Genomic DNA, 19,622 nt, shown 5'->3' with positions numbered 1-19,622 from the left:
GTGTTTCTTGATGGTGTGGTTATTGTGGTGCGGCTTCCGCGTCAGGCGGATCACCGGTAGCTTTATAAACAAAATGAGCCTGCGGGTGTCAGGCAATTTCTGCCATCGTCCGCAGGCTCAAGAAATTTAGCTTCCTGAAAGCGCCGTTTAGAGGGGCTTACTTAGCCGCTGGCTCAGTGGAAGGCGTGGCGGCAGGTACCTCTACCGCCGGGGCCGTTGTGGCATCGACAGACTGCTCGATGGCTGCCTTCGGCTGGGGGATCTCTCCCTCACTGGTGAAGGGGGTCAGCATCGGCAGGAACATCGCCAGCACGATAGCCACCACGGAGCCGAAGAAGGCCTTACCGGCGTCGGAGAAGACGATGTTGGTGAGCTTCTTTTTCTTGCGGTGGTGTATGCGCAGGGCGAGGGCGATTTCACGTCCGGCCAGCAGACCGAGGAAGACCCAGGTCGTGCTCATCGGCATCTTCTGAGGCCAGGGCACTTGCAGGCCGGCGGCAGCGAAGAGCTTCGGGATGTAGTCCACCTTAAAGAACAGCAGCACGAGCCCATACATCAAGTCGATGAACGTCGCCGATCGGACGTCCAGCGTGTTGGTCTTTGAGGTAACGATCTTCTGGATCTTACCGCCGCGTTCGCGGAAGAGGTAGCCCTGCAGCAGGACCATGCCACCCAGCGAAAGCGCCAGCCCCCACCATGTCAGCTGACGGGGCAGGTAGACGAAGATATTAGCAAGGTCCTGGACGAGCCACATCGACCACAGGAACCCTGTCGACCCCCACTGGAATACGGTCCAAAATGGGTGAAGGCTGTTGTGGTGTTCGCCTTCCTCATAGATCCGTTTTTCCATCCGGTTGATGATGAAAAGGCAGATGACCAGACCGAGCACGAAGGCGATGCCGTAGCCGACCAGCGACTTGCGCATCATGGTTTCAAAGAGGTCAATGGCGCCAGCGGTGCTCTTGCCGTGCTGGGCGGCTACCAGGGCCTTAAAGCCCGTCAAGACGAGCAGCGAGGTGCTGACGGGGATGCCCATACGCGTCAGGATCACGAGGGCCAGGGGCGGCAGCACAAAGAGCCAGGTGAAGGCGGCCGGCATCTCGATCTTTTTGGCAGCCAGTCGCCCAAAGGCCGGGTCACCGCCGTTGGCCATCCAGCCCCAGGTGACCGTGACCACCATGATGCCGGAGATCCATATCCAGAGGATCCACCACGGACGTTTGGCATTCGAGGACAGGTAGGTCCCGAGCGTTTGGATCGAGTCGTTCGCGACGATGGCATAGGCCGCCAGCGCGAAGCCGAGGATCATAAAGAATTCAGACATAGTGAGACAGTTGTGCGCCAGGCGCGGATAGTAGAGCGTAGTAACGGCTACGCGCCGACAGGCTGGAAAGCATCAGGTTCATTGCTTGGTAATGGCCTGCAGAGCGTAACGGGTCATGGAACAGAACTCTTGTTAGCAGCCTGTCGGGATTGGTGGCGCGGGTGCGCCCTCCCTCGGGATGCAGTTTCTCTGTCTTTGCAGGAAAACCAGCCGACAGATTTCTAGTCATAGACCAAGACTTTTTGAGGCAGAGATTTTAACGAAGCAATCCAACTTTTAGGGTTCGAAACGAAAACAACACAGATGTAACAATTGTAACAATTGTAACAATTAGCCCGCGTTATGCAGGGCCTCGACCAGCTCCTCGGGCTCGTCGAGTTTCATCAGTGCTTCTCCGATCAAAACAGCCTTGGCCCCGGCTTCGAATACCCGGTATCCGTCCTCGGGGGTAAAGATCCCGCTCTCGCTGACAGCGAGGATGTTATCGGGGATCTGCGGGATGAGCTTCTCGGAAAATGCCAGATCGGTGCGGAAGCGCGCCAGATCGCGGTTGTTGACGCCGATCATCTCCGGTCCGAAGCGCAATGCGCGCTCCAGCTCTGGCTCCGTATGGATCTCATAGAGGATGTCCAGCCCGGCGATGTCTGCGGCGTCGCGCAGGCGCTTGATTTCGTCGTCCTTGAGGGCGCGTACGATGATCAGGATGCAGCGGGCTCCGGCCTCGGCGGCCTCAAGTACCTGCAGCGGGTGGACCATGAAGTCCTTGCGCAGGCACGGGGTGGAGCGCCGGTGGTCACCGATAAAGTCCGTCACCGCCCAGAGGTCTTTCAGGGTGCCTCCGAAGTACTTCTCGTCGGTCAGGACGGAGATGGCGTCGGCCTCGGCATTGAGGTACTTGCGGGCCTGCTCCTCAGCGGCAGGCAGCTCGGCGATTTGCCCGGCGGAGGGCGAGCGGCGCTTGATCTCGGCGATCACACCCAGGCCGGGGGCCTCGGCCAGGGCTTCGATAAAGCCGGGGCCGCTGGGGGCACGGTCGCCGAAGCGGGCCAGCTCGGCGTCGCTCACGGGGCGCAGGCGGGGAGCGATTTCCTCGCGCTTATGCGCCATGATTTCGGTCAACTTGTCCATGGTTGAAGACTGGGAGTGGGAGAGTCCGGCCTGTGACCGGGCAAAGTGGGAAGCCTTCCCGTCGGAAAGCACTTTTTCAATGCCTAAATGATGTACCCTCCGGTCGGTAAAAAGCGGTTGATGGCTGCGACTTTAGCCATGAAAGCGTCGGGTTTGTTTGCCTTTGCACCATTAACGTACAGGTTGGAGCATACTATGAGCGAGACCTCTGCCAGTCCTTCCCCGGAAACAGCGTCCGGCGAAAGCGCGCTTTTTGCGCTGCGCCGCACCGTTGCCCGCCTGCGTGCTCCCGATGGCTGTCCGTGGGACCGCGAGCAGACGCACCAGTCGCTGTGCGACTGTCTGGTCGAGGAGGTCGCCGAGCTGCTGGAAACCATTGACCGCCTCGACATGCCTCACATGCGTGAAGAGTTGGGCGACCTGCTGCTGCAGGTCGTGATGCATGCCCAGATGGCCGAGGAGGCCGGATACTTTGACCTCGAAGCCGTGGCTGCCGAGATCAACGAGAAGCTCATCCGCCGCCACCCGCATGTCTTTGGGGACCTCGATCTGAAGGATTCCGAGGCCGTGCTGACGACCTGGGACCAGATCAAGGCGCAGGAGAAAAAGAACGGCGTGCAGAGCGAAGGCCTTTTTAAGCATCTGCCCCCGAGCCTGAGCGCCCTGCTGACCGCCCGCGACGTCTACAAGCAGATCGTCAAAAAGCAATTGCCCGCGCCTGCCAGCGTGGATAAACACGCGATTGAAACGCTTTCCGCTCAGCTTACCGAAGAAGAGGCGGGTAAACGGCTCTTTGAGCTGGCTGCGGCCTGCCGTCTGTCCGGGATTGATCCGGAGTCGGCTCTGCGGCGTTTCACGCAAACCGTCCAGGACCAGACCGAAGCCCGTGCCGCTAAAAGCTGACAATCTGAAGCTCACCGAAGTCGAGACCTCGCAGGGCCCCGTGCTGGTCCCCTATGAGGTGCGTCGCTATAAAGGCTCGCGCCACATCAAACTCTCTATCGGGCTGCGCAACCACGCGGTCCTCTCCGTGCCCTGGCGTTGCCCCATGGCCGAGGCAATGGCCTTCCTGCGTTCACAGGGGCCCTGGCTGGAGGAGAATTTTAAGCAAAACCCGTCGCGCTGCTCACTCACCCAGTATCTGGAGGCCAACCCGCGCCTCTACGGGCTCGGGCATGTCCTGCGGCTGAGCCTCCAGCTCACCCGCGCCAAGCCTTTCTATATCTATGATACGCAGACCGGGGAGATCCAGCTGCGCCTGCGTGCTGATAAGGACCGGGAAGCCGAACTGGTCGCCCTCGTGCGGGCCTTTGCTGCCGAAGCGGTCGAGAAGCGTACGCGCGACCTCGCCGCCGAGCATGGGCTGACGATCGGGCGCGTCACCGTGCGCGACCAGTCCAGCCGTTGGGGCTCGTGCTCCAGCAGCCGCACGATCTCTCTGAACTGGCGGCTCGTCCTGCTGCGTCCGAATCTGCAGGACCACGTTATCCTGCACGAGTTGGCCCACGTCACCGAGATGAACCACAGCCCGCGCTTTTGGAATCTGCTGCGCAGCTACGATGCGCGCACTGACCAGCACAACTCCCAGCTCAACCCAGCAGCCTCCCGCCTCATGCCACTGGGCAGGCTGTAGCAGGCCCCGTGACCCTAAAATTTCTCATGGGCTTGCCTTCGCGTTCGGTCTGATGCATGGAGGAGAGACTCTCACTTGAGAGCGATGTGTAGCATTTTTTCGCTACCTAAGCTTTCGACCGCTTGCTTTTTCTTTATAACGACCTATAATCCGAATCATCTCTCTCGCATTGCCAGCTTCAGCCCAGCTTGCTCCTATCTCCGACGTCTCCTGCTGTTGTCATGATGACGAGGCTCCGGGCTTGTCGGTAGGGGATGAGAACTGGAGCAAGACGTGGCTAAAGGTCGCCATCGCACTCGTCATTGCGGGGCAGGGGATGATCTTCGGACTGGGGTATAATACCGCCGACCCGCGCCCGGAATTTGGCTCACCGGTTTACTGGCTCCTGAACGGCGCACTCTTTCTCTCAGCCGTGATCGTAATGGCCCTGCTCGGGCCACCGCTGTTTGCGGAGACCTGGCGGGCGCTTCGTAAGGGGCGGCTGACGGTGGACGCGCTTTTCACCCTGACCATGCTCGGGGCCTTTGGTGGCTCGCTGCTCTCCAGCCTGACGGGCACGGGTAGTCTTTACTATGAGGTGGTGGCCATCGTCTTGGCGATCTACACCATCGGTAAAACCCTCGGCGCCCGCTCGCGCGCGAAGGCTCTGGAAGCGGCCCAGCGGCTGAGGACGGACTTTGAACTGGCGTGGGTGCCCGCCTGCGGGCCACAGGGGCGTAAGCTCGTGCCCCTCTCCCAGCTCCAGACCGGGCAGCGTGTATGGGTCGCACCCGGCGAACCGGTCACCGTCGATGGCCGTATCCTGAGCGGCGAGGGCTATGTGGCCGAAACCGCTATTAACGGTGAGACCGAACCGGCCCGCCGTGGGGTGGGGGATGATGTTTTCGCGGGCAGCTACGCGGTGGACGCGACTCTGGAGATCGAGGCCCGTGCTCTGAGTGGCTCTCGCAAGCTCGATGCCATCCTCGCCACGATCGAGCAGGCCCGCCTGCGCCCCTCGCGGCTTCAGGCCCAGGCCGACCGGTTGACGCGTTACTTTGTGCCCTTTGTCATTCTGGTGTCGGCGGCGACCTTCTTCGGCTGGCTAGCCTTTGCTCCGTGGCAGCAGGCGCTCTTTGATGCCATGGCCGTGCTGCTGGTGGCCTGCCCCTGTGCGCTCGGGCTGGCTACACCGATTGCAGTGTGGAGCGGGTTGATGAATCTTTCCCGCCTCGGTCTGGTCTGTGGCTCTGGGGATTTTCTCGATGCGATGGCCAGCGCGCGGCACCTGGTCTTTGATAAAACCGGGACGCTCTCTGGCGAACGCCTCGCCCTGGCAGAGTTCCGGACGCTGGGGGACTTTGACGGTGCAAGGCTGCGTGCCTGGATCGAGGCCGCCGAGCGCCCCATCCGCCACCCCGTGGCCGAGCCGCTGAAGTCCCTCGGAGCTGATGCGGGCGAAGTCGCTGCCTGTCAGGTGACGGACTCGAAGCTCATCCCCGGACAGGGGCTGAGCGCTACCGTGCAGGGGGCGGACGGCGTCTCCCACGCCTTGCTGATCGGTGCGCTGGACTTGATGCCTGCCGAGGTTCGGGAGTCCTTTATCAAGGAAGCCGCTGAAAGCCCGCAGGCGAAGCGTCTGCTCTATGTCGCCTGCGATGGGCGGCCTGCGGCTATCGCCGCATTGGAGGAGAAGCTCCGGGCCGATGCGGAGTCTGTGATGGGCGAGCTGCGCACGCTAGGCGTTAATCTGGCGATTGTCAGTGGCGATCCCCAGCCCCGCTGGCCCGAACTGGCCGGGGTCACGGTGCGTGGCGGGATGTTGCCCGCGGACAAAGTCGAGTTCGTGAAAGACTGTGAAGCACGTGACGAATCGGTGATTTTTATCGGAGACGGGGTCAATGACGCGGCCGCGATGGCCGTCAGCTCGGGCGGAATTGCCATGGGCGCAGGCGCTGATCTGACCAAGGCCACGGCTTCGGCGGTGTTGGCCGGAGAAAATCTCCGTGTGCTGCCAGCTGCGATTCGGGCGTGCCGCCGTATCCGTCAGGCCGTCCGCGGAAACCTTGTTTTCGCCTTCTCTTATAACGTGCTGGGAATGGGGCTGGCGGCTGCCGGTATCCTGCATCCAGTTGCCGCTGCGCTACTTATGCTCGGGTCGAGCCTGTTCGTCTCATGGCGGGCTGCTCGCTCAGCCCGTGTGGAGGACATGGAGTATGTGGGATAATGCAATGGGCCGTGGCATTTAATTTTCTAATAGACGACAAAACAATTACTTATGAAAAAGCCGAAAAATAAGTTTTCTGAATTTGTTCCATTTTTTTCTTTGCTAAAGCAGAGCTTTCACCTTTCATAAGCAGCGTTGAAATGAGGGACACATCAACGACACGTAAGACTTTTCTCAAGGGATTGGGACTTGCCGCTCTAGCCGCGGCCCTTTTTCCCCGCTCCGAATCACAGGCGCGGGAAAAGGGTAACGGCGAGGTGAAACTGCCAATGGCCGCCCGCAAGGCGCCGATGGCTGTTTCCCGCGGAAGCTCCCGGGCCTGAGTTCGCTACGGTTATTTTAGCACGAACGTATGGCCAACATTTTTCCAAAATGGACCAATACGGCGCCCCTGAAAATAGTGGCCTGTGTGCTGCTGTTATTGGGGACGGTAGTAGGTGGTGTCACCTACTACGCGACGCCGAAGTGGACCGAGGTCGGTTTTCAACCGATCCAACCGGTCGCATTCAGCCACAACCTGCACGTCGGCCAGCTTGGCCTCGACTGCCGTTATTGCCACACCTATGTGGACCGTTCGGAGCACTCAAATGTGCCGGGCGCGAACACCTGTATGAACTGTCATAATCAGGTGCTGGCAAACGACGCGCGTCTGGCTCCCATCCGCGAGAGCTTTGACTCCGGGCAGCCGGTGCCGTGGGTACGCATTCACGATACGCCCGACTACGTCTACTTTAACCACTCGGTGCACGTGAACCGCGGCGTCAGCTGCGTAGAGTGTCACGGGCAGATCAACGAGATGGAAGTCGTCTCACAGCAGCAGCCGTTGAGCATGGCTTTCTGCCTGGACTGCCACCGCAACCCCGAGAATTTCCTCCGTCCGCCCAGCGAGGTTTACAACCTCGACTGGAAGCCAGAGAGCGCCACCGCCCAGCTCGAAATGGGCGAAAAATTTGTCCACGACTGGAAGGTTCAGCCGCCTGAGAGCTGTTCCGGCTGCCACCGATGAAACGCAAAGTACAGCACCCCGAGCCCACCGCACGCGAACAGGCCGGCCCGCGCTACTGGCGCAGTCCGGATGAGTTGGCCGACACGCCCGAATTCCGCGTGCTCCTGGAGCGTGAATTTCCAGAAGGAGCCTCCGAGACCACAGAGTCCGACCGCCGCACCTTTCTGAAGCTGATGGGCGCCTCCGCCGCGCTGGCAGGCCTCGGCCTGGCCGGTTGCCGCCAGCCCAAGCAGCACATCCTGCCGTATTCGAAGTCGCCCGAGCGCATGGTGCCCGGCGTGCCGATGTTTTACGCCAGCTCACAGCCCGATCCTCATGGGAATATCCCGCTTGTCGTGGAAACCCATGACGCCCGCCCGACCAAGGTCGAGGGCAATCCGAGCTACAAGCCCTACGGCGGCGGCACCACCGGCTATGCGCAGGCCAGCGTGCTTGATCTTTACGACCCGGACCGCCTCCAGAAGAGCCAGGCCAAGGGGGGCCGCCAGCTCGACCGCGCGTCCGTGCTGACCTCTCTGAGTGAGCTGAATAAAGCTTACACCAAGAACAAGGGCAAGGGGCTGGTCTTCCTCGTCGAGCCTTCCACCTCTCCCAGCCGCGCCGCACTCGTCGCCGAGTTGCGCGAAAAGATGCCCGAGGCCGTTTGGGCCGAGTACGAGGCTGTCGATACTTCCGCTCCTTCGCGGGCCTTGTCCAAGGTCGCCGACAAGCGCATCCAGCCCGTTTACGATCTTTCCCAGGCCAAGCGTGTGCTCGCGCTGGATTCGGATTTCCTCGGCACAGAGCCGGGCCATCTCGGTAACCTGCGTGGATTCGGCAAGGGCCGTCAGGTCGATGAGGCCGAAGATGCGCCAAAGATGAGCCGCCTCTACGCGGCTGAGTCGAACTTTACTATCACCGGTGGTCAGGCTGACCACCGCCTGCGTATCGCCACCAGCCAAATCCCGGCCTTTACCGCACTGGTGCTGGCAGAGGTCGCCGAGCAGACTGGTGAGGAAAAAGACGTGGCTGCCAAGCTGCGTGAGCAGGCAGGCTCCCTCGAGGTCGATGCCTCCTGGATCACCGAGTGTGTGAAGGACCTGATTGCCTATGCCGGTAAGCACCAGTCGCTGGTGGTGGCCGGACCGCATCTGCCGATGGGCGTCCACACTATGGTCGCCGCCATCAATGAGTTTCTGAAGGCCTCCGGGCATACCGTCAGCTACGTTGAACTGCCCGAGCAGAAGGACGTTGTCGGTATTGATGCCGTGGCTGAGCTTTTAAACAAGGGCGAGGTCAAGACGCTCGTCATCATGGGCGGCAATCCTGCCTACGATGCTCCGGGTGATCTGGATTGGCCGACGCTCCAGCAGAAGGCGGGCAAGGTTGTCCGCTACGGCTACTACGCCGATGAGACTGGCGAGCTGGCCGACCTCACCGTGGCCGCTACTCACTATCTGGAAAGCTGGGGCGATGGCCGCACGCTGGATGGTGTCTACGTACCGGTGCAGCCGATGATCCTGCCGCTTTTCGATGGCTTCACCGAGCTGGAATTCCTCGAAGTCATCAACACCGGCCAGAGTAATGGTGACCAGGGCTACGGCCGTGTCCGCAAGACTTTCTCCAGCATTTCCGACACGAAGGACGACGTTTCCTTCAATGCCTGGCTGACCGAGGGTGTCCTCAAGGACAGCGCCTACAAGACTGCCAAGCTCCCTGCCAGTGACCTGTGGGTCGGCGTAGGCATGGCGGCCAGTGGCGACAAGCTCAAGGCTGCGGCCCTGAGCCCCGAGGCGCTCGAAGTCCGTATCGTGCCCAGCTCGCACTTCTACGACGGTCGTTATAATAACAACGGCTGGCTGGCAGAAGTGCCGGACCCGATGAGCAAGCTCACCTGGGACAACACCATTTCCATCAGCCCGAAGCTGGCCAAGCACCTCGGCGTCACGCCGAAGCCGATCACCATGGACAAGATCGGCCAGCTCCACATGGACGCCAATCAGTTCAAGCGCGGCCAGGAGCAGGCCCCGGTGGGTAAGCTCACCGTTGGTGGTAAGACCATTACCGGTCCGATCCATATCCAGCCCGGCCTCGCTGACAACACCGTGGTCATCGCCCTTGGCTTTGGTCGCCGTAAGACCGGTCGCATCGGCACCCGTCTGGCCAACTATCCGGGCTTCGGGCCGGGGATCGGCTTCGATGCCTACCCGCTGACGACACTGGCTTCACGCGCGCTCGCCCTGGGGGGCAGCATCGCCGTGACCGAAGAGATTTACCCGCTGGCCAATACCCAGCAGCACTGGTCCATGGAGGGCCGCGCCATTCTGCGTGAAGGCACGAACACCGAGTTCGAGCACGACCCGGAATTCGCCTCCCGCATGGGAGCCGAGGCGCACTCACCGCCCGTCCTGGGTAACGCCCGCAAGGACCCGCTCGACAAGGTCGTGCGCGAGATCCCGCGCGGTGGCTCCATGTACAAGACGCCGGAGTTCAAGGCCGAACAGCAGTGGGGCATGAGTATCGACCTCAACACCTGCACCGGCTGTAACGCCTGCGTGATCGCCTGTCAGAGCGAGAACAACATTCCGATCGTCGGTAAGGACCAGGTCCTGCGTGGACGCGAGTTGCACTGGCTGCGCCTCGACCGTTACTACTCGGTCGACCCGAAGCTCCCCACCACGGAGATCCCCGAGGACCCGCAGGTTTCCTTTATGGGCGTGGCCTGTCAGCACTGCGAGCTGGCTCCCTGCGAAAGCGTCTGCCCGGTCAATGCGACCGTCCACGACGAGCAGGGCCTCAACGTCATGGCCTACAACCGCTGCGTGGGTACGCGTTACTGCGCGAACAACTGCCCGTACAAGGTCCGCCGGTTCAACTTCTTTGATTTCAACAAGCGCGAGCGCGGCGAGCTCTACAAGGGCCCGCTCGGGACCGACCGGTACAAGACCGAGGCTTCCCAGCTCACCCGCATGCAGAAGAACCCGAACGTCACCGTCCGCATGCGCGGCGTGATGGAAAAGTGCACCTACTGCGTGCAGCGCATCGAGCAGGCCAAGATCAACCAGAAGGTCAAAGCCGGGGCCAGCCCCGACGTCAAGGTCCCCGACGGTACGATCAAGGTCGCCTGTCAGCAGGTCTGCCCGACCGAGGCAATCGTCTTTGGTGACGTGGCCGACCCGGAATCCAAGGTTTCCAAGATCAAGACGCAGAACAAGCGCAACTACGCTGTCCTGGGCTATCTGAATGTGCGTCCGCGTACGACCTACCTGGCCCGCCTGCGTAACCCGAACCCCGCCATGCCGGACGCCTACAAGCAGCCGCTCAGCCGCGCTGAGTATGAGCACCGCTACGGTCACGGTGGTGGCCACGGGGATGCCCATGGCGAGCATGGTGCCGCTCATGGCGACGCCTCGCACGGCGAAGCCCACGACACACTGCCTACCGGGCACGATGTCGGCGTGGAAGTCCCGCACGGGGGCGCACCAGCCGCTCACAAGAGCTCGGAAACACCGCCTGCCGATCACCACTAATTCGCACAAACTTCACTACTCACTTTTGAAACTCTCAAACTTCTAGGAATGGCCGAAATCTCACCAGACATGTCCTACACTGCCTCCGACGCCGAGTCGCGGGAGCAGCTGCTGGCCAAGGTCCAGCCGGTGGATGTGCCGCGCAAGGAGCTTGTCACTGGCGGCAAGGACTTTCACTGGGTCACGGAAAAGATCTGCGGCATCCCCGAGGGCAAGACGCCCCGCTGGTGGTGGATCATGTTCTGCGTGGCCGGCTTCATGGCGACCTTCACGCTCTTTGGCCTGACCTGGCTGGTTACGACCGGTGTCGGGGTCTGGGGCCTGGCTAACCCGATTAACTGGGGGTGGGCCATCGTGAACTTCGTGTTCTGGATCGGTATCGGTCACGCCGGGACACTCATCTCCGCCATTCTTTGCCTGTTGCGCCAGAAGTGGCGCGTGTCCATTAACCGTGCGGCCGAGGCGATGACGATTTTCGCCGTGGTTTGTGCCGGTATCTTTCCGCTTTTCCACGTCGGTCGCGTCTGGTTCGCGTGGTGGCTTTTCCCGCTCCCGAATGCCAACTGGATCTGGCCGCAGTTCCGCTCCCCGCTGGAGTGGGACGTGTTCGCGGTTTCGACTTACGGTACGGTTTCGGTGCTCTTCTGGTACATGGGGCTGATCCCCGACCTGGGCACGATGCGCGACCGCGCCGCCAAGGCCGGTAAGCTGATCAAGTCCTGGGCCTACGGTGCCTTTGCCATGGGCTGGCGCCAGAGTAACCGCCACTGGAGCAACTACGAGATGGCCTACCTGCTGCTGGCCGGTCTGTCCACGCCGCTGGTGCTCTCCGTGCACACGATCGTGTCCTTTGACTTTGCGGCCTCCCAGCTTCCCGGTTGGCACACGACGATTTTCCCGCCGTACTTTGTGGCCGGTGCTATTTTCTCCGGTTTCGGGATGGTGCTCACGCTGATGCTGCCGGTGCGTTCGGTATTCGGCCTGCACAACCTGATTACGCAGTACCACATCGACTGCATGTGTAAGATCATCCTGGCGACGGGCTCGATGGTCGGCTACGCCTACATGATGGAGTTCTTCATCGCCTGGTACGGTGCGAACCCCTACGAAGGCTTTGCCTTTATCAACCGTGCTCTCGGTCAGTACGCCTGGTCCTACTACATCATGATCGGGTGCAACGTCATCACCCCGCACCTGTTCTGGTTCAAGAAGGTCCGCGAAAACACCGCGCTGGTGTGGATCATCTGTGGCTTCGTGAACGTCGGGATGTGGTTCGAGCGCTTCGTGATCACCGTCACCTCGCTGGCCAACGACTTCCTGCCGTCCAGCTGGGGTTACTACTCACCGACGATCATCGACATCTTTACCTTCTTCGGCACCTTCGGTCTGTTCTCCGTGCTGTTCCTGCTCTTCCTCCGCTTCCTGCCCATGATGCCCATGGGTGAGATCAAGGCTGTGATGAAGCAGGGCGACGCCCACGGGCATGGCACCGGCACACAGGCCGTTCCGCATTCAACCACCGGGGGAGGACACCACTAATGGCTGAGCACAAGCACGACACGTACGGCATTCTGGCTGAGTTCACCGAGACGCCTGCCTTCTACGAGGCGGTGGGCAAGGTGAAGGAAGCCGGCTACAAGAAGTTCGACTGCTTTACGCCGTTCCCGGTTCACGGCCTGGACCACCAGATGGGCATCGGCCGCTCGAAGGTTCCGATCTTTACCGCCATTGGCGGGGTGACGGGCTTTTGCACCGGTATGCTGATCACCTGGTATATGAATGGCTTTAACTACCCGCTGATCGTCGGCGGTAAGCCCTTCTGGAGCCCGATCTTTCCGTTCCCGATCATGTACGAGCTGACGATTCTGCTCTCGGCCTTCGGGACGCTGTTCGGGATGTTTGCCACCAACCTGCTCCCGCGCCACAACCACCCGGTCTTCGAGTACGAGGACTACATCAAGTGCGGGGACGATACGTTTTTCCTGGTCATTGAAAAAGCTGACCCGAAGTTCGACCTGGAGCAGACGCGCTCCATGCTCGAAGAGCTCGGCAGCACCAAAGTGGAGGTCTTGAAAGCCTGATGCGCTACTTTATCGCCATATGGATTTTCGGGGTCGTAGCCGTTGTCTCGATCCTGGGCTTCCGCGGGGCCAAGAGCACCCGCCAGCCGATCTATGTCTTTCCGGACATGGACTGGCAGGCCAAGTATCTGCCCCAGGGAGAAAACAAGTTTTTCGCGGATGGTCGCAATGACCGCCCGGTTGTTCCCGGTACGGTTGGCCGTGGCTATGGCTCCCAGATGAAGGAAGTCTTCAGCGCCGACTACGTCGACCCGGTCAGCCTGAACCCGCCCATGTACTCCGGTAAGGATGCAGACGGCGAGTGGGTCCGCGGTTTCCCCGTGGAGGTCACCGACGAGTTCATGCAGCTGGGCCAGCAGAAGTTCACCATCTTTTGTGCCGTCTGCCACGGTGCTGCCGGTGACGGTAACGGTGTGACCAAGCAGTTCGGTATGGCTGCCACCCCGACTTACCACGATGCCCGCATTCGCGGCATGGCCGAGGGTGAGATCTTCAACACCATCACACACGGCAAGAACCTGATGGGCGCATACGGCATGAAGCTGCGCCCCGAGGAGCGCTGGGCCGTCATCGCCTACGTGCGCGCCCTCCAGCTGGCTCAGCAGACCAGCATCGAGGATGTGCCTGAACAATTTAAACCGGAGCTTGGATTATAATGAGTAGCGAAGCCGCAACTGCATCCGTGCCCGCCGCAGCGGCCACCTCCGGCGGTCGCAAGCCACTGGCTACGATCTTCCTGATCATCGGTATCCTCGGCCTGGCCGTGGCAATTATCGGTATGGTCATGGGCCTCAATGAAGAGACCCCCAACGGCCGCCCTGTCATGAGCTGGCTGCTGGGCTACAGCTTCTGGTTCGGCATGCTGATCGGCATGCTCATGCTGGTACAGATCTCGTACATCTTTGACGCGGGCTGGTCCACGATCATTCGCCGCCAGCTGGAGCACTTCCTGGCCGCGTTCCCGTGGATGTTCCTGCTGCTGATCCCGATGGTGGCGCTTCCGTTTTTCATCGGGGATAACCCCGGTGTCCTCTGGAAATGGCTTAATCTGGACAACGTGCTGGCCGGAGCTCATCCGGTGCGTGTCGGTGACGACCCGCTCTACCTGCACAAGGCCGGTCTGCTAAACCTGCCGTTCTTCATCGTGCGGCTGTGCATTTACTTCGGGATTTTCTGCTGGTTCTCCTACAAGCTGCGTCAGCACTCCTTTACCAACGACCTGAATCCCGACCCGAAGCACTACATCGCGTGCCGCAAGTGGTCCGGTGCCGGTATGTTCCTCGTGCCGATGGCGCTGACCTTCTCGGCCTTCGACCTGCTGATGAGCCTGAGCTACCACTGGTTCTCGACCATGTACGGCGTTTGGTTCTTCGCGGTCTCGATGCGTATTGCTCTGGCCGTGACGGTTATCACGCTGTTCTTCCTCAGCACACGAGGCGGCCTTAAGGGTATCCTCAACGAGAGCCATTACTACATGCTCGCGTGCATCTTCCTGGCTTTCACCATCTTCTGGGCGTACGTCAGCTTCTCGCAGTTCTTCTTGATCTACAACGCGAACATCCCCGAGGAAACCTTCTGGTACAACCTGCGCCAGCTCAACGCTGACGGCACCTATAACCAGTGGTGGTGGGTCGGCCTGACGCTGATCTTCTGCATGTTCCTCTTCCCGTTCCTGTTCCTGCTGCGATACAAGAACAAGGTGATCCCGCGCAACATGGTCTTTATCAGCGTATGGATCCTCGTCTTCGCGATCGTGGACCTGTACTTTAACATCGCTCCGACCCAGAAGCCTGCGGACAACGTCCTGGGCTATGTCACCTCGCCGTTCCTGACGGGCTACATGCTCTTCGACCTGGCGGCCTGGATCGGTGTCGGCGGGATCGTCCTGTGGGCTGCCCTGCGCAGCATGGCCAAGACGTACCCGATCCCCATTCACGATCCGCGCATCCGCGAGTCCATTTCCAGCGTTCAGTAATCATGTCTAACACGGCACCGGAAACCAGTCACTCCAACTACCTGTTCTCCATCTTCGGGGCGCTGGCTAGTATGCTGCTGTTCTTCGCCATCATCCTGATCGCGTATGTCTACATGCAGCGTCCTGCTCCCGTCGATCAGCAGACGATCGACAACCGCCTCGCTAAGGTCGCGGACGTAAACGCCAAGGAGACTGCCCTGACCACCGAGTACGCCTGGGTGGACCAGAAGGCAGGCATCGCACGCGTGCCGACTGAGTTGGCCATGCAGCTGGCAGTGAAGGAAATCGCTGAAAAGCCGGACGGGATTTTCCCGGCCGCTGACTCTACCGCCGCTCCGGCCCCCGCCAGTGAGGACAAGGCTGCAACTGAAGATGAAGCCAAGGCAGACGCGAAGGATGCCGAGTCCGAACCGGCCAAGGAAGATGCCAAGTCTGCTGACGCCGAAGCCGCTGCCTCTGGCGACGCAAAGTCTGACCAGAACGCGTCCGGGGAGGGCACCCAGGAGGCTAAATAAATGGAGCAGTGGAGCGGTTATCTGATTTTCATCGCGGCGCTGGGATGTGTATTTCTCTTCTCAGCGGTCGGCGCCCTGTACTGGGCCGTGAAGCACGGTGAGTTCAAAAAGCTCGAAAAAACCTCACGGCAAATCTTCGATGAAGAAGAGCCCGAGGGCGTGCATACCGATTACTTTCCCGGCGAAGCTGACAAGATGCGCCGCAAACTCGAACGCAGCAGCCGCGCCAAGGCTAAGAAAACGGGCCACGCCCACGCCACACCTTTGAAAGACTGAGCCGGACAGCATGAGCCCGCTATTATCCTTTTTCACTTCTATCGACCCCCGGAACAAGCCAGGGGTCCCGCTCAAGGTGCAGTTGAGCGAGATCGACCGCGAGATGCGCGTGCCGGTGGTCCTCTTTGTCATTTCGGCCATCCTCTGGCTGCAGGCAGGTACGCTCTTTGCACTCGTCGCCTCAATCAAGCTGCACAACCCTGAGTTCCTCGGTAACGTCGAGTGGCTGACCTTCGGGCGCGCCCGCTCTGCCCACCTGAACGCTATGGCCTTCGGCTGGGGTAATAATGCGATCTTCGCCGTGGCCCTCTGGATCATGGCACGCCTCTGTAAGGTCTCCGTGAAGCACGGGGGCTTGCTCGTGGTGGCCGGTGCCTTCTGGAATATCGGGGTAACGGCTGGGGTTATCGGTATCCTGACCGGTGGCCTGACGAGCGTCGAGTGGCTGGAAATGCCGATGGAGGTTGCTCCGCTGCTGGCTGTTTCCTACATCCTCGTGGCCGTCTGGGGCGTGATCATGTTCCGCTTCCGCGCGTTGGGGCATGTGTATGTCTCCCAGTGGTATATCCTGGGTGCTCTGTTCTGGTTCCCGTGGCTGTACGTCATCGCCCAGACCATGATCCTCTGGGTGCCCGCGCGCGGGACCGTGCAGGCCATCACGAACTGGTGGTTCGGGCACAATGTGCTGGGCCTGTGGCTCACGCCGATGGGGCTGGGAGCGATTTACTACTTTCTGCCCAAGGTCCTGGGCCGCCCGATTCACAGCTACTACCTGTCTGTGCTCGGTTTCTGGTCGTTGGCGCTGTTCTACAACTGGGCCGGTGTTCACCACCTGATCGGCGGACCGATTCCGGTCTGGCTCGTGTCAGCGGGTATCGTCGGCAGTATCATGATGGTCATTCCGGTGGTCGTCACGGCCATCAACCACCACATGACCGCGGCGGGTAACTGGCGTGCGGTCTGGTGTAGCCCGACACTGCGCTTCATTGTTTTCGGCGGCATGTCTTATACGCTGGCTTCGTTGGCCGGCTCGGCCATGGCCCTGCGGGACGTCAACGTCATCACGCACTTCACGCAGTTTACGGTCGGACACGCTCACCACGGGGTCTACGCCTTTTTCACCATGACGATGTTTGGCGGTATCTACTTCATGATGCCTCGCATCCTCAACCGTGAGTGGCCCTCGGCGGCGCTCATCCGCACGCACTTCTGGTGCGCGGCGATCGGGATCACCATTATGATGGTGGTGTTGCACGTGGGCGGCTGGATTCAGGGTGAGATGATGATCGCTCTCGATGCCGACGGTAAGCCCAAGTACGCATTTCTGGAGATCGTAGCGGCTCTGGTGCCGTGGCTGTTCTCGCGCTCGCTTTCAGGTATCCTGCTGAGCATCGGGCACCTGGCGTTTCTGGTTAACTTCTTCTGGATGCTCGCGGGCGGTAAGTCCTCCCGTGCCCAGGAAGGCCCCACGCTGCTGGCAGACGAACACGAGGAGGAGGTCCGCTAATGAAGAACCTGCCACTCCTCTTTGCCGGGATTTTCTTCTGCCTGGCGTTTTCCTTTAGTGGATTGATCCTCAGCAGCTTGATCCAGTACGGCCACCTCGAGCCGGTGACGGAGTTTGTCAATGACCCCAACTCCGGTGAGCAGATCCCCGGTGCCTTTGTGGAACTCGATGTGGACGGTGACGGCAAGCCCGACCAGCTCGTGGCCGGTGTTAATCAGCCCGACGAGCAGACTTTCCCTATCCCCAGCGTGGGGCTGGCCCAGCAGGGTAAGGAACTCTACATCTCGATGGGCTGCCTGTACTGCCACTCCCAGCAGGTGCGCCGTAAGGGCTTTGGGGCAGACTTTGAGCGTGGCTGGGGCGACCGCCAGACCGTGCCGCGTGACTACATCCTCCAGCAGCGCGTGCTCCTGGGGACCTCCCGTACCGGCCCGGACCTGATGTCCATCGGCATGCGCCAGCCCAGTGCTGAGTGGCACCACCTCCACCTTTACAACCCGCAGTTCACTTCTCCCGGCTCTATTATGCCGCCTTTCCGCTTTCTCTACGAGACGCGCAAGGTCGGTGATACGCCGAGCCCCGACGCTCTCAATATCCCGGATAATTTCCCCGGCGAGAAGCCGCCCGCCGGCTATGAGATCGTCCCGACCGACCGCGCGAAGCAACTCGTGGCCTACCTGATGAGCCTCCAGCTCAACTACGAACTGCCTGAATCCCGTTTCTCCGAATAGCCTCCATGAGCGACCAGGAAAAGCCTTCCTCCCACAACCATGAACCGGCCCCAGGGGCCGGGCACGAGCAGCATGAGGCGGCCGCTTATGGCGACGAGGAGATGGTCCATGTCCATAAGCAGCTGGAACGTGAAAACGGCGAGCCCGAAGAGGGCTTCACGCCGGTCCCGCTGGCGCTGATGGTGTGCTTTGGCGTGCTGTTCTTCTGGACGGGGATGTATTTTACCAAGTACAACGGTGACTTCCGCCCCGACGTCTTTAGTGCGGACTGGCGGCCCGGCTCGGGTGGTCAGCAGGGTGAGGTAGCCTTCGACCCGATCAAGCGTGGCGACCGGCTTTTCTCCAATAACTGTGCGACCTGTCACCAGGCCGACGGTAATGGTGTCCCCGGTGCCTTCCCTCCGCTGGACGGCTCCCCTTGGGTCGTCGGCGCGCCTGAACGCTTTGTGAAGATCGTCATGCGCGGCCTGCAGGGCCCGGTGGAGGTCAAGGGTAACACCTACAACGGTAACATGCCCTCCTATGGCGAGAACGGCCTGGACTGGGATGACCGTGACATCTCGGCCATCACGACCTTTGTCCGCCAATCATGGAGCAATGAAGCTCCGGCAATCTCTGAGGAGCTGGTCGCCGAAGTGCGCGCCTCCATCGCCGACAAGTCCGGTGCCTGGAGTGCGGACGAGCTGCTCGACATGCACCCCATGGAGTAGCGGGTGGCACCCGCTGGCACTGAGGGGCTGCGCCCCTACGCTCCTTACAGTCGCTACCCCAGCAACGGCCAACTCGTTAAAATGGTTTGTTGGCTGGAAAATCTTCGCGTCCCTTCGCGTGACTTCGCGGGAAAAGTCATATAATATTTGACCATGCCTGAGCTGGCTGAAGTCGAGTACTACCGTAAGCAGTGGGACCCCGGGATCGGGGGGGAAGTCGGGCGTGTGCGTCTGCATCCTGCCGCGCGGATTTTTCGTGATTGTGATACTAAGCTTTTGGAGCGCGCGTTGACGGGGGCTGTGTTGGAGCAGTCTCTCGCGCACGGTAAGCAGATGCTTTTCGGCTTCAGTGGAGGTGCGTGGCTGGGGGTTCACCTGGGGATGACGGGTAAGCTTTTTTGCGAGCCCCGCCCTTACGCGCCGGGTAAGCACGATCATCTCGTGCTGGAGCTGCCCGAGCATGTATTGGTTTTTTATGACGCCCGGCTCTTTGGACGGGTGCGTTTCGATCAGGGGCCGGAGCTACCGGAGTGGTGGCAGGCCTTGCCGCCGGATTTGCTCTCGGATGCGTTTACGCAGGAGGCGCTACAGCAGTTTTTAAAGCGTCGGGCACGCTCACCGCTGAAGGCCGTCCTACTCATGCAGGAGCGTTTTCCCGGTATCGGTAACTGGATGGCGGACGAAATCCTGTGGCGGGCTGCCCTGCATCCGTCCACGCGTGCCGGGCAGCTCAGTGCGCGTGAAGTAGGTAAGCTCTATGCAACGATCCGCGAGGTGTGTGCCGATGCCATGCAGGTGATCGGTACGGACTGGGGTGAGCCGCCGCCGAGTTGGTTGTTTACACACCGGTGGGAGGATGGCGGCACCTGTCCGAAGACCGGCCAGCCGCTGGTGCGCGAAACAATCGGCGGCCGCACCACCTGCTATAGCCCGGCCCGGCAGAAGCTGAAGGGCTGAATCTCCGGATGTTGCTGCGCACAGGAGCCGCAGGCGCGAGATCGTGGCGGGTTAACCTACTGTA

General features: G+C 60.8%; 17 protein-coding genes. 15 read left to right on the top strand and 2 right to left on the bottom strand.

Features of this window, described 5'->3' with window-relative positions:
- Positions 1–157: 157 nt before the first annotated feature.
- Together K0V07_RS01230 and K0V07_RS01225 are read right to left on the bottom strand one after the other, a co-directional pair.
- Positions 158–1,324: a hypothetical protein gene (locus tag K0V07_RS01230; RefSeq protein ID WP_220622714.1), complete on the bottom strand. Its 1,167-nt coding sequence runs from the start codon at positions 1,322–1,324 to the stop codon at positions 158–160.
- A 330-nt stretch (positions 1,325–1,654) separates the two neighbouring features.
- Positions 1,655–2,452: an indole-3-glycerol phosphate synthase TrpC gene (locus K0V07_RS01225; RefSeq protein ID WP_220622713.1), complete on the bottom strand. Its 798-nt coding sequence runs from the start codon at positions 2,450–2,452 to the stop codon at positions 1,655–1,657.
- 195 nt (positions 2,453–2,647) lie between these two features.
- Here K0V07_RS01225 and K0V07_RS01220 point away from each other — a divergent pair, with 195 nt between their 5' ends.
- From K0V07_RS01220 to K0V07_RS01150, 15 genes are all read left to right on the top strand, one after another.
- Positions 2,648–3,355 (top strand): MazG family protein, encoded by a 708-nt coding sequence (locus K0V07_RS01220; protein ID WP_220622712.1) that lies wholly within the window; start codon positions 2,648–2,650, stop codon positions 3,353–3,355.
- Positions 3,339–4,085: a YgjP-like metallopeptidase domain-containing protein gene (locus K0V07_RS01215; protein WP_220622711.1), complete on the top strand. Its 747-nt coding sequence runs from the start codon at positions 3,339–3,341 to the stop codon at positions 4,083–4,085. Before K0V07_RS01220 ends, K0V07_RS01215 begins: the two co-directional genes overlap by 17 nt.
- Positions 4,086–4,254: 169 nt before the next feature.
- Complete coding sequence (locus K0V07_RS01210) at positions 4,255–6,291, top strand: heavy metal translocating P-type ATPase (protein ID WP_220622710.1); 2,037 nt, start codon at positions 4,255–4,257, stop codon at positions 6,289–6,291.
- 352 nt (positions 6,292–6,643) lie between these two features.
- Positions 6,644–7,297, top strand: coding sequence for a cytochrome c3 family protein (locus K0V07_RS01205; protein WP_220622709.1), 654 nt, complete (start codon positions 6,644–6,646; stop codon positions 7,295–7,297).
- The gene (locus K0V07_RS01200; RefSeq protein WP_220622708.1) at positions 7,294–10,806 is read left to right on the top strand and encodes a TAT-variant-translocated molybdopterin oxidoreductase; all 3,513 of its coding nucleotides are present in this window, start codon (positions 7,294–7,296) and stop codon (positions 10,804–10,806) included. Before K0V07_RS01205 ends, K0V07_RS01200 begins: the two co-directional genes overlap by 4 nt.
- 69 nt (positions 10,807–10,875) lie before the next feature.
- Positions 10,876–12,345, top strand: coding sequence for an NrfD/PsrC family molybdoenzyme membrane anchor subunit (gene nrfD, locus K0V07_RS01195; protein WP_220622707.1), 1,470 nt, complete (start codon positions 10,876–10,878; stop codon positions 12,343–12,345).
- Positions 12,345–12,887 carry a DUF3341 domain-containing protein gene (locus K0V07_RS01190; RefSeq protein ID WP_220622706.1) on the top strand — a complete coding sequence of 181 codons (543 nt, stop codon included), beginning with the start codon at positions 12,345–12,347 and terminating at the stop codon, positions 12,885–12,887. The genes nrfD and K0V07_RS01190 overlap by 1 nt, the downstream gene beginning before the upstream one ends.
- Positions 12,887–13,543 carry a cytochrome c gene (locus K0V07_RS01185; protein ID WP_220622705.1) on the top strand — a complete coding sequence of 219 codons (657 nt, stop codon included), beginning with the start codon at positions 12,887–12,889 and terminating at the stop codon, positions 13,541–13,543. Before K0V07_RS01190 ends, K0V07_RS01185 begins: the two co-directional genes overlap by 1 nt.
- On the top strand, positions 13,543–14,862 hold the full coding sequence (locus K0V07_RS01180; protein ID WP_220622704.1) for a hypothetical protein: 1,320 nt from the start codon (positions 13,543–13,545) through the stop codon (positions 14,860–14,862). Before K0V07_RS01185 ends, K0V07_RS01180 begins: the two co-directional genes overlap by 1 nt.
- A 2-nt stretch (positions 14,863–14,864) precedes the next feature.
- Positions 14,865–15,377, top strand: a complete 513-nt coding sequence (locus K0V07_RS01175; protein ID WP_220622703.1) for a hypothetical protein — start codon at positions 14,865–14,867, stop codon at positions 15,375–15,377.
- A complete protein-coding gene (locus tag K0V07_RS01170) occupies positions 15,378–15,653 on the top strand; it encodes a hypothetical protein (RefSeq protein ID WP_220622702.1) in 276 nt (91 codons plus the stop codon).
- A 10-nt stretch (positions 15,654–15,663) separates the two neighbouring features.
- Positions 15,664–17,160, top strand: coding sequence for a cbb3-type cytochrome c oxidase subunit I (locus K0V07_RS01165; RefSeq protein ID WP_220622701.1), 1,497 nt, complete (start codon positions 15,664–15,666; stop codon positions 17,158–17,160).
- Positions 17,160–17,891 (top strand): cbb3-type cytochrome c oxidase subunit II, encoded by a 732-nt coding sequence (locus tag K0V07_RS01160; RefSeq protein WP_220622700.1) that lies wholly within the window; start codon positions 17,160–17,162, stop codon positions 17,889–17,891. Before K0V07_RS01165 ends, K0V07_RS01160 begins: the two co-directional genes overlap by 1 nt.
- A 5-nt stretch (positions 17,892–17,896) precedes the next feature.
- Positions 17,897–18,601, top strand: coding sequence for a cytochrome c (locus tag K0V07_RS01155; protein WP_220622699.1), 705 nt, complete (start codon positions 17,897–17,899; stop codon positions 18,599–18,601).
- A gap of 153 nt (positions 18,602–18,754) precedes the next feature.
- Positions 18,755–19,558, top strand: a complete 804-nt coding sequence (locus K0V07_RS01150) for a DNA-formamidopyrimidine glycosylase family protein (protein ID WP_220622698.1) — start codon at positions 18,755–18,757, stop codon at positions 19,556–19,558.
- The last annotated feature ends 64 nt before the right edge of the window (positions 19,559–19,622 follow it).

Source organism: Ruficoccus sp. ZRK36 (assembly GCF_019603315.1).
In the GTDB taxonomy this organism is placed as follows: Bacteria; Verrucomicrobiota; Verrucomicrobiia; order Opitutales; family Cerasicoccaceae; genus Ruficoccus.
This window is presented reverse-complemented; position numbering and strand designations above follow the sequence as displayed.

Excerpts from the sequence above, each read along its gene's own strand:
- K0V07_RS01230 (WP_220622714.1), bottom strand. The coding sequence starts at position 1,324 with ATGTCTGAATTCTTTATGATCCTCGGCTTCGCGCTGGCGGCCTATGCC.
- K0V07_RS01225 (WP_220622713.1), bottom strand. The coding sequence starts at position 2,452 with ATGGACAAGTTGACCGAAATCATGGCGCATAAGCGCGAGGAAATCGCT.
- K0V07_RS01220 (WP_220622712.1), top strand. The coding sequence starts at position 2,648 with ATGAGCGAGACCTCTGCCAGTCCTTCCCCGGAAACAGCGTCCGGCGAA.
- K0V07_RS01205 (WP_220622709.1), top strand. The coding sequence starts at position 6,644 with ATGGCCAACATTTTTCCAAAATGGACCAATACGGCGCCCCTGAAAATA.
- K0V07_RS01200 (WP_220622708.1), top strand. The coding sequence starts at position 7,294 with ATGAAACGCAAAGTACAGCACCCCGAGCCCACCGCACGCGAACAGGCC.
- nrfD (WP_220622707.1), top strand. The coding sequence starts at position 10,876 with ATGTCCTACACTGCCTCCGACGCCGAGTCGCGGGAGCAGCTGCTGGCC.
- K0V07_RS01190 (WP_220622706.1), top strand. The coding sequence starts at position 12,345 with ATGGCTGAGCACAAGCACGACACGTACGGCATTCTGGCTGAGTTCACC.
- K0V07_RS01185 (WP_220622705.1), top strand. The coding sequence starts at position 12,887 with ATGCGCTACTTTATCGCCATATGGATTTTCGGGGTCGTAGCCGTTGTC.
- K0V07_RS01180 (WP_220622704.1), top strand. The coding sequence starts at position 13,543 with ATGAGTAGCGAAGCCGCAACTGCATCCGTGCCCGCCGCAGCGGCCACC.
- K0V07_RS01175 (WP_220622703.1), top strand. The coding sequence starts at position 14,865 with ATGTCTAACACGGCACCGGAAACCAGTCACTCCAACTACCTGTTCTCC.
- K0V07_RS01170 (WP_220622702.1), top strand. The coding sequence starts at position 15,378 with ATGGAGCAGTGGAGCGGTTATCTGATTTTCATCGCGGCGCTGGGATGT.
- K0V07_RS01165 (WP_220622701.1), top strand. The coding sequence starts at position 15,664 with ATGAGCCCGCTATTATCCTTTTTCACTTCTATCGACCCCCGGAACAAG.
- K0V07_RS01160 (WP_220622700.1), top strand. The coding sequence starts at position 17,160 with ATGAAGAACCTGCCACTCCTCTTTGCCGGGATTTTCTTCTGCCTGGCG.
- K0V07_RS01155 (WP_220622699.1), top strand. The coding sequence starts at position 17,897 with ATGAGCGACCAGGAAAAGCCTTCCTCCCACAACCATGAACCGGCCCCA.
- K0V07_RS01150 (WP_220622698.1), top strand. The coding sequence starts at position 18,755 with ATGCCTGAGCTGGCTGAAGTCGAGTACTACCGTAAGCAGTGGGACCCC.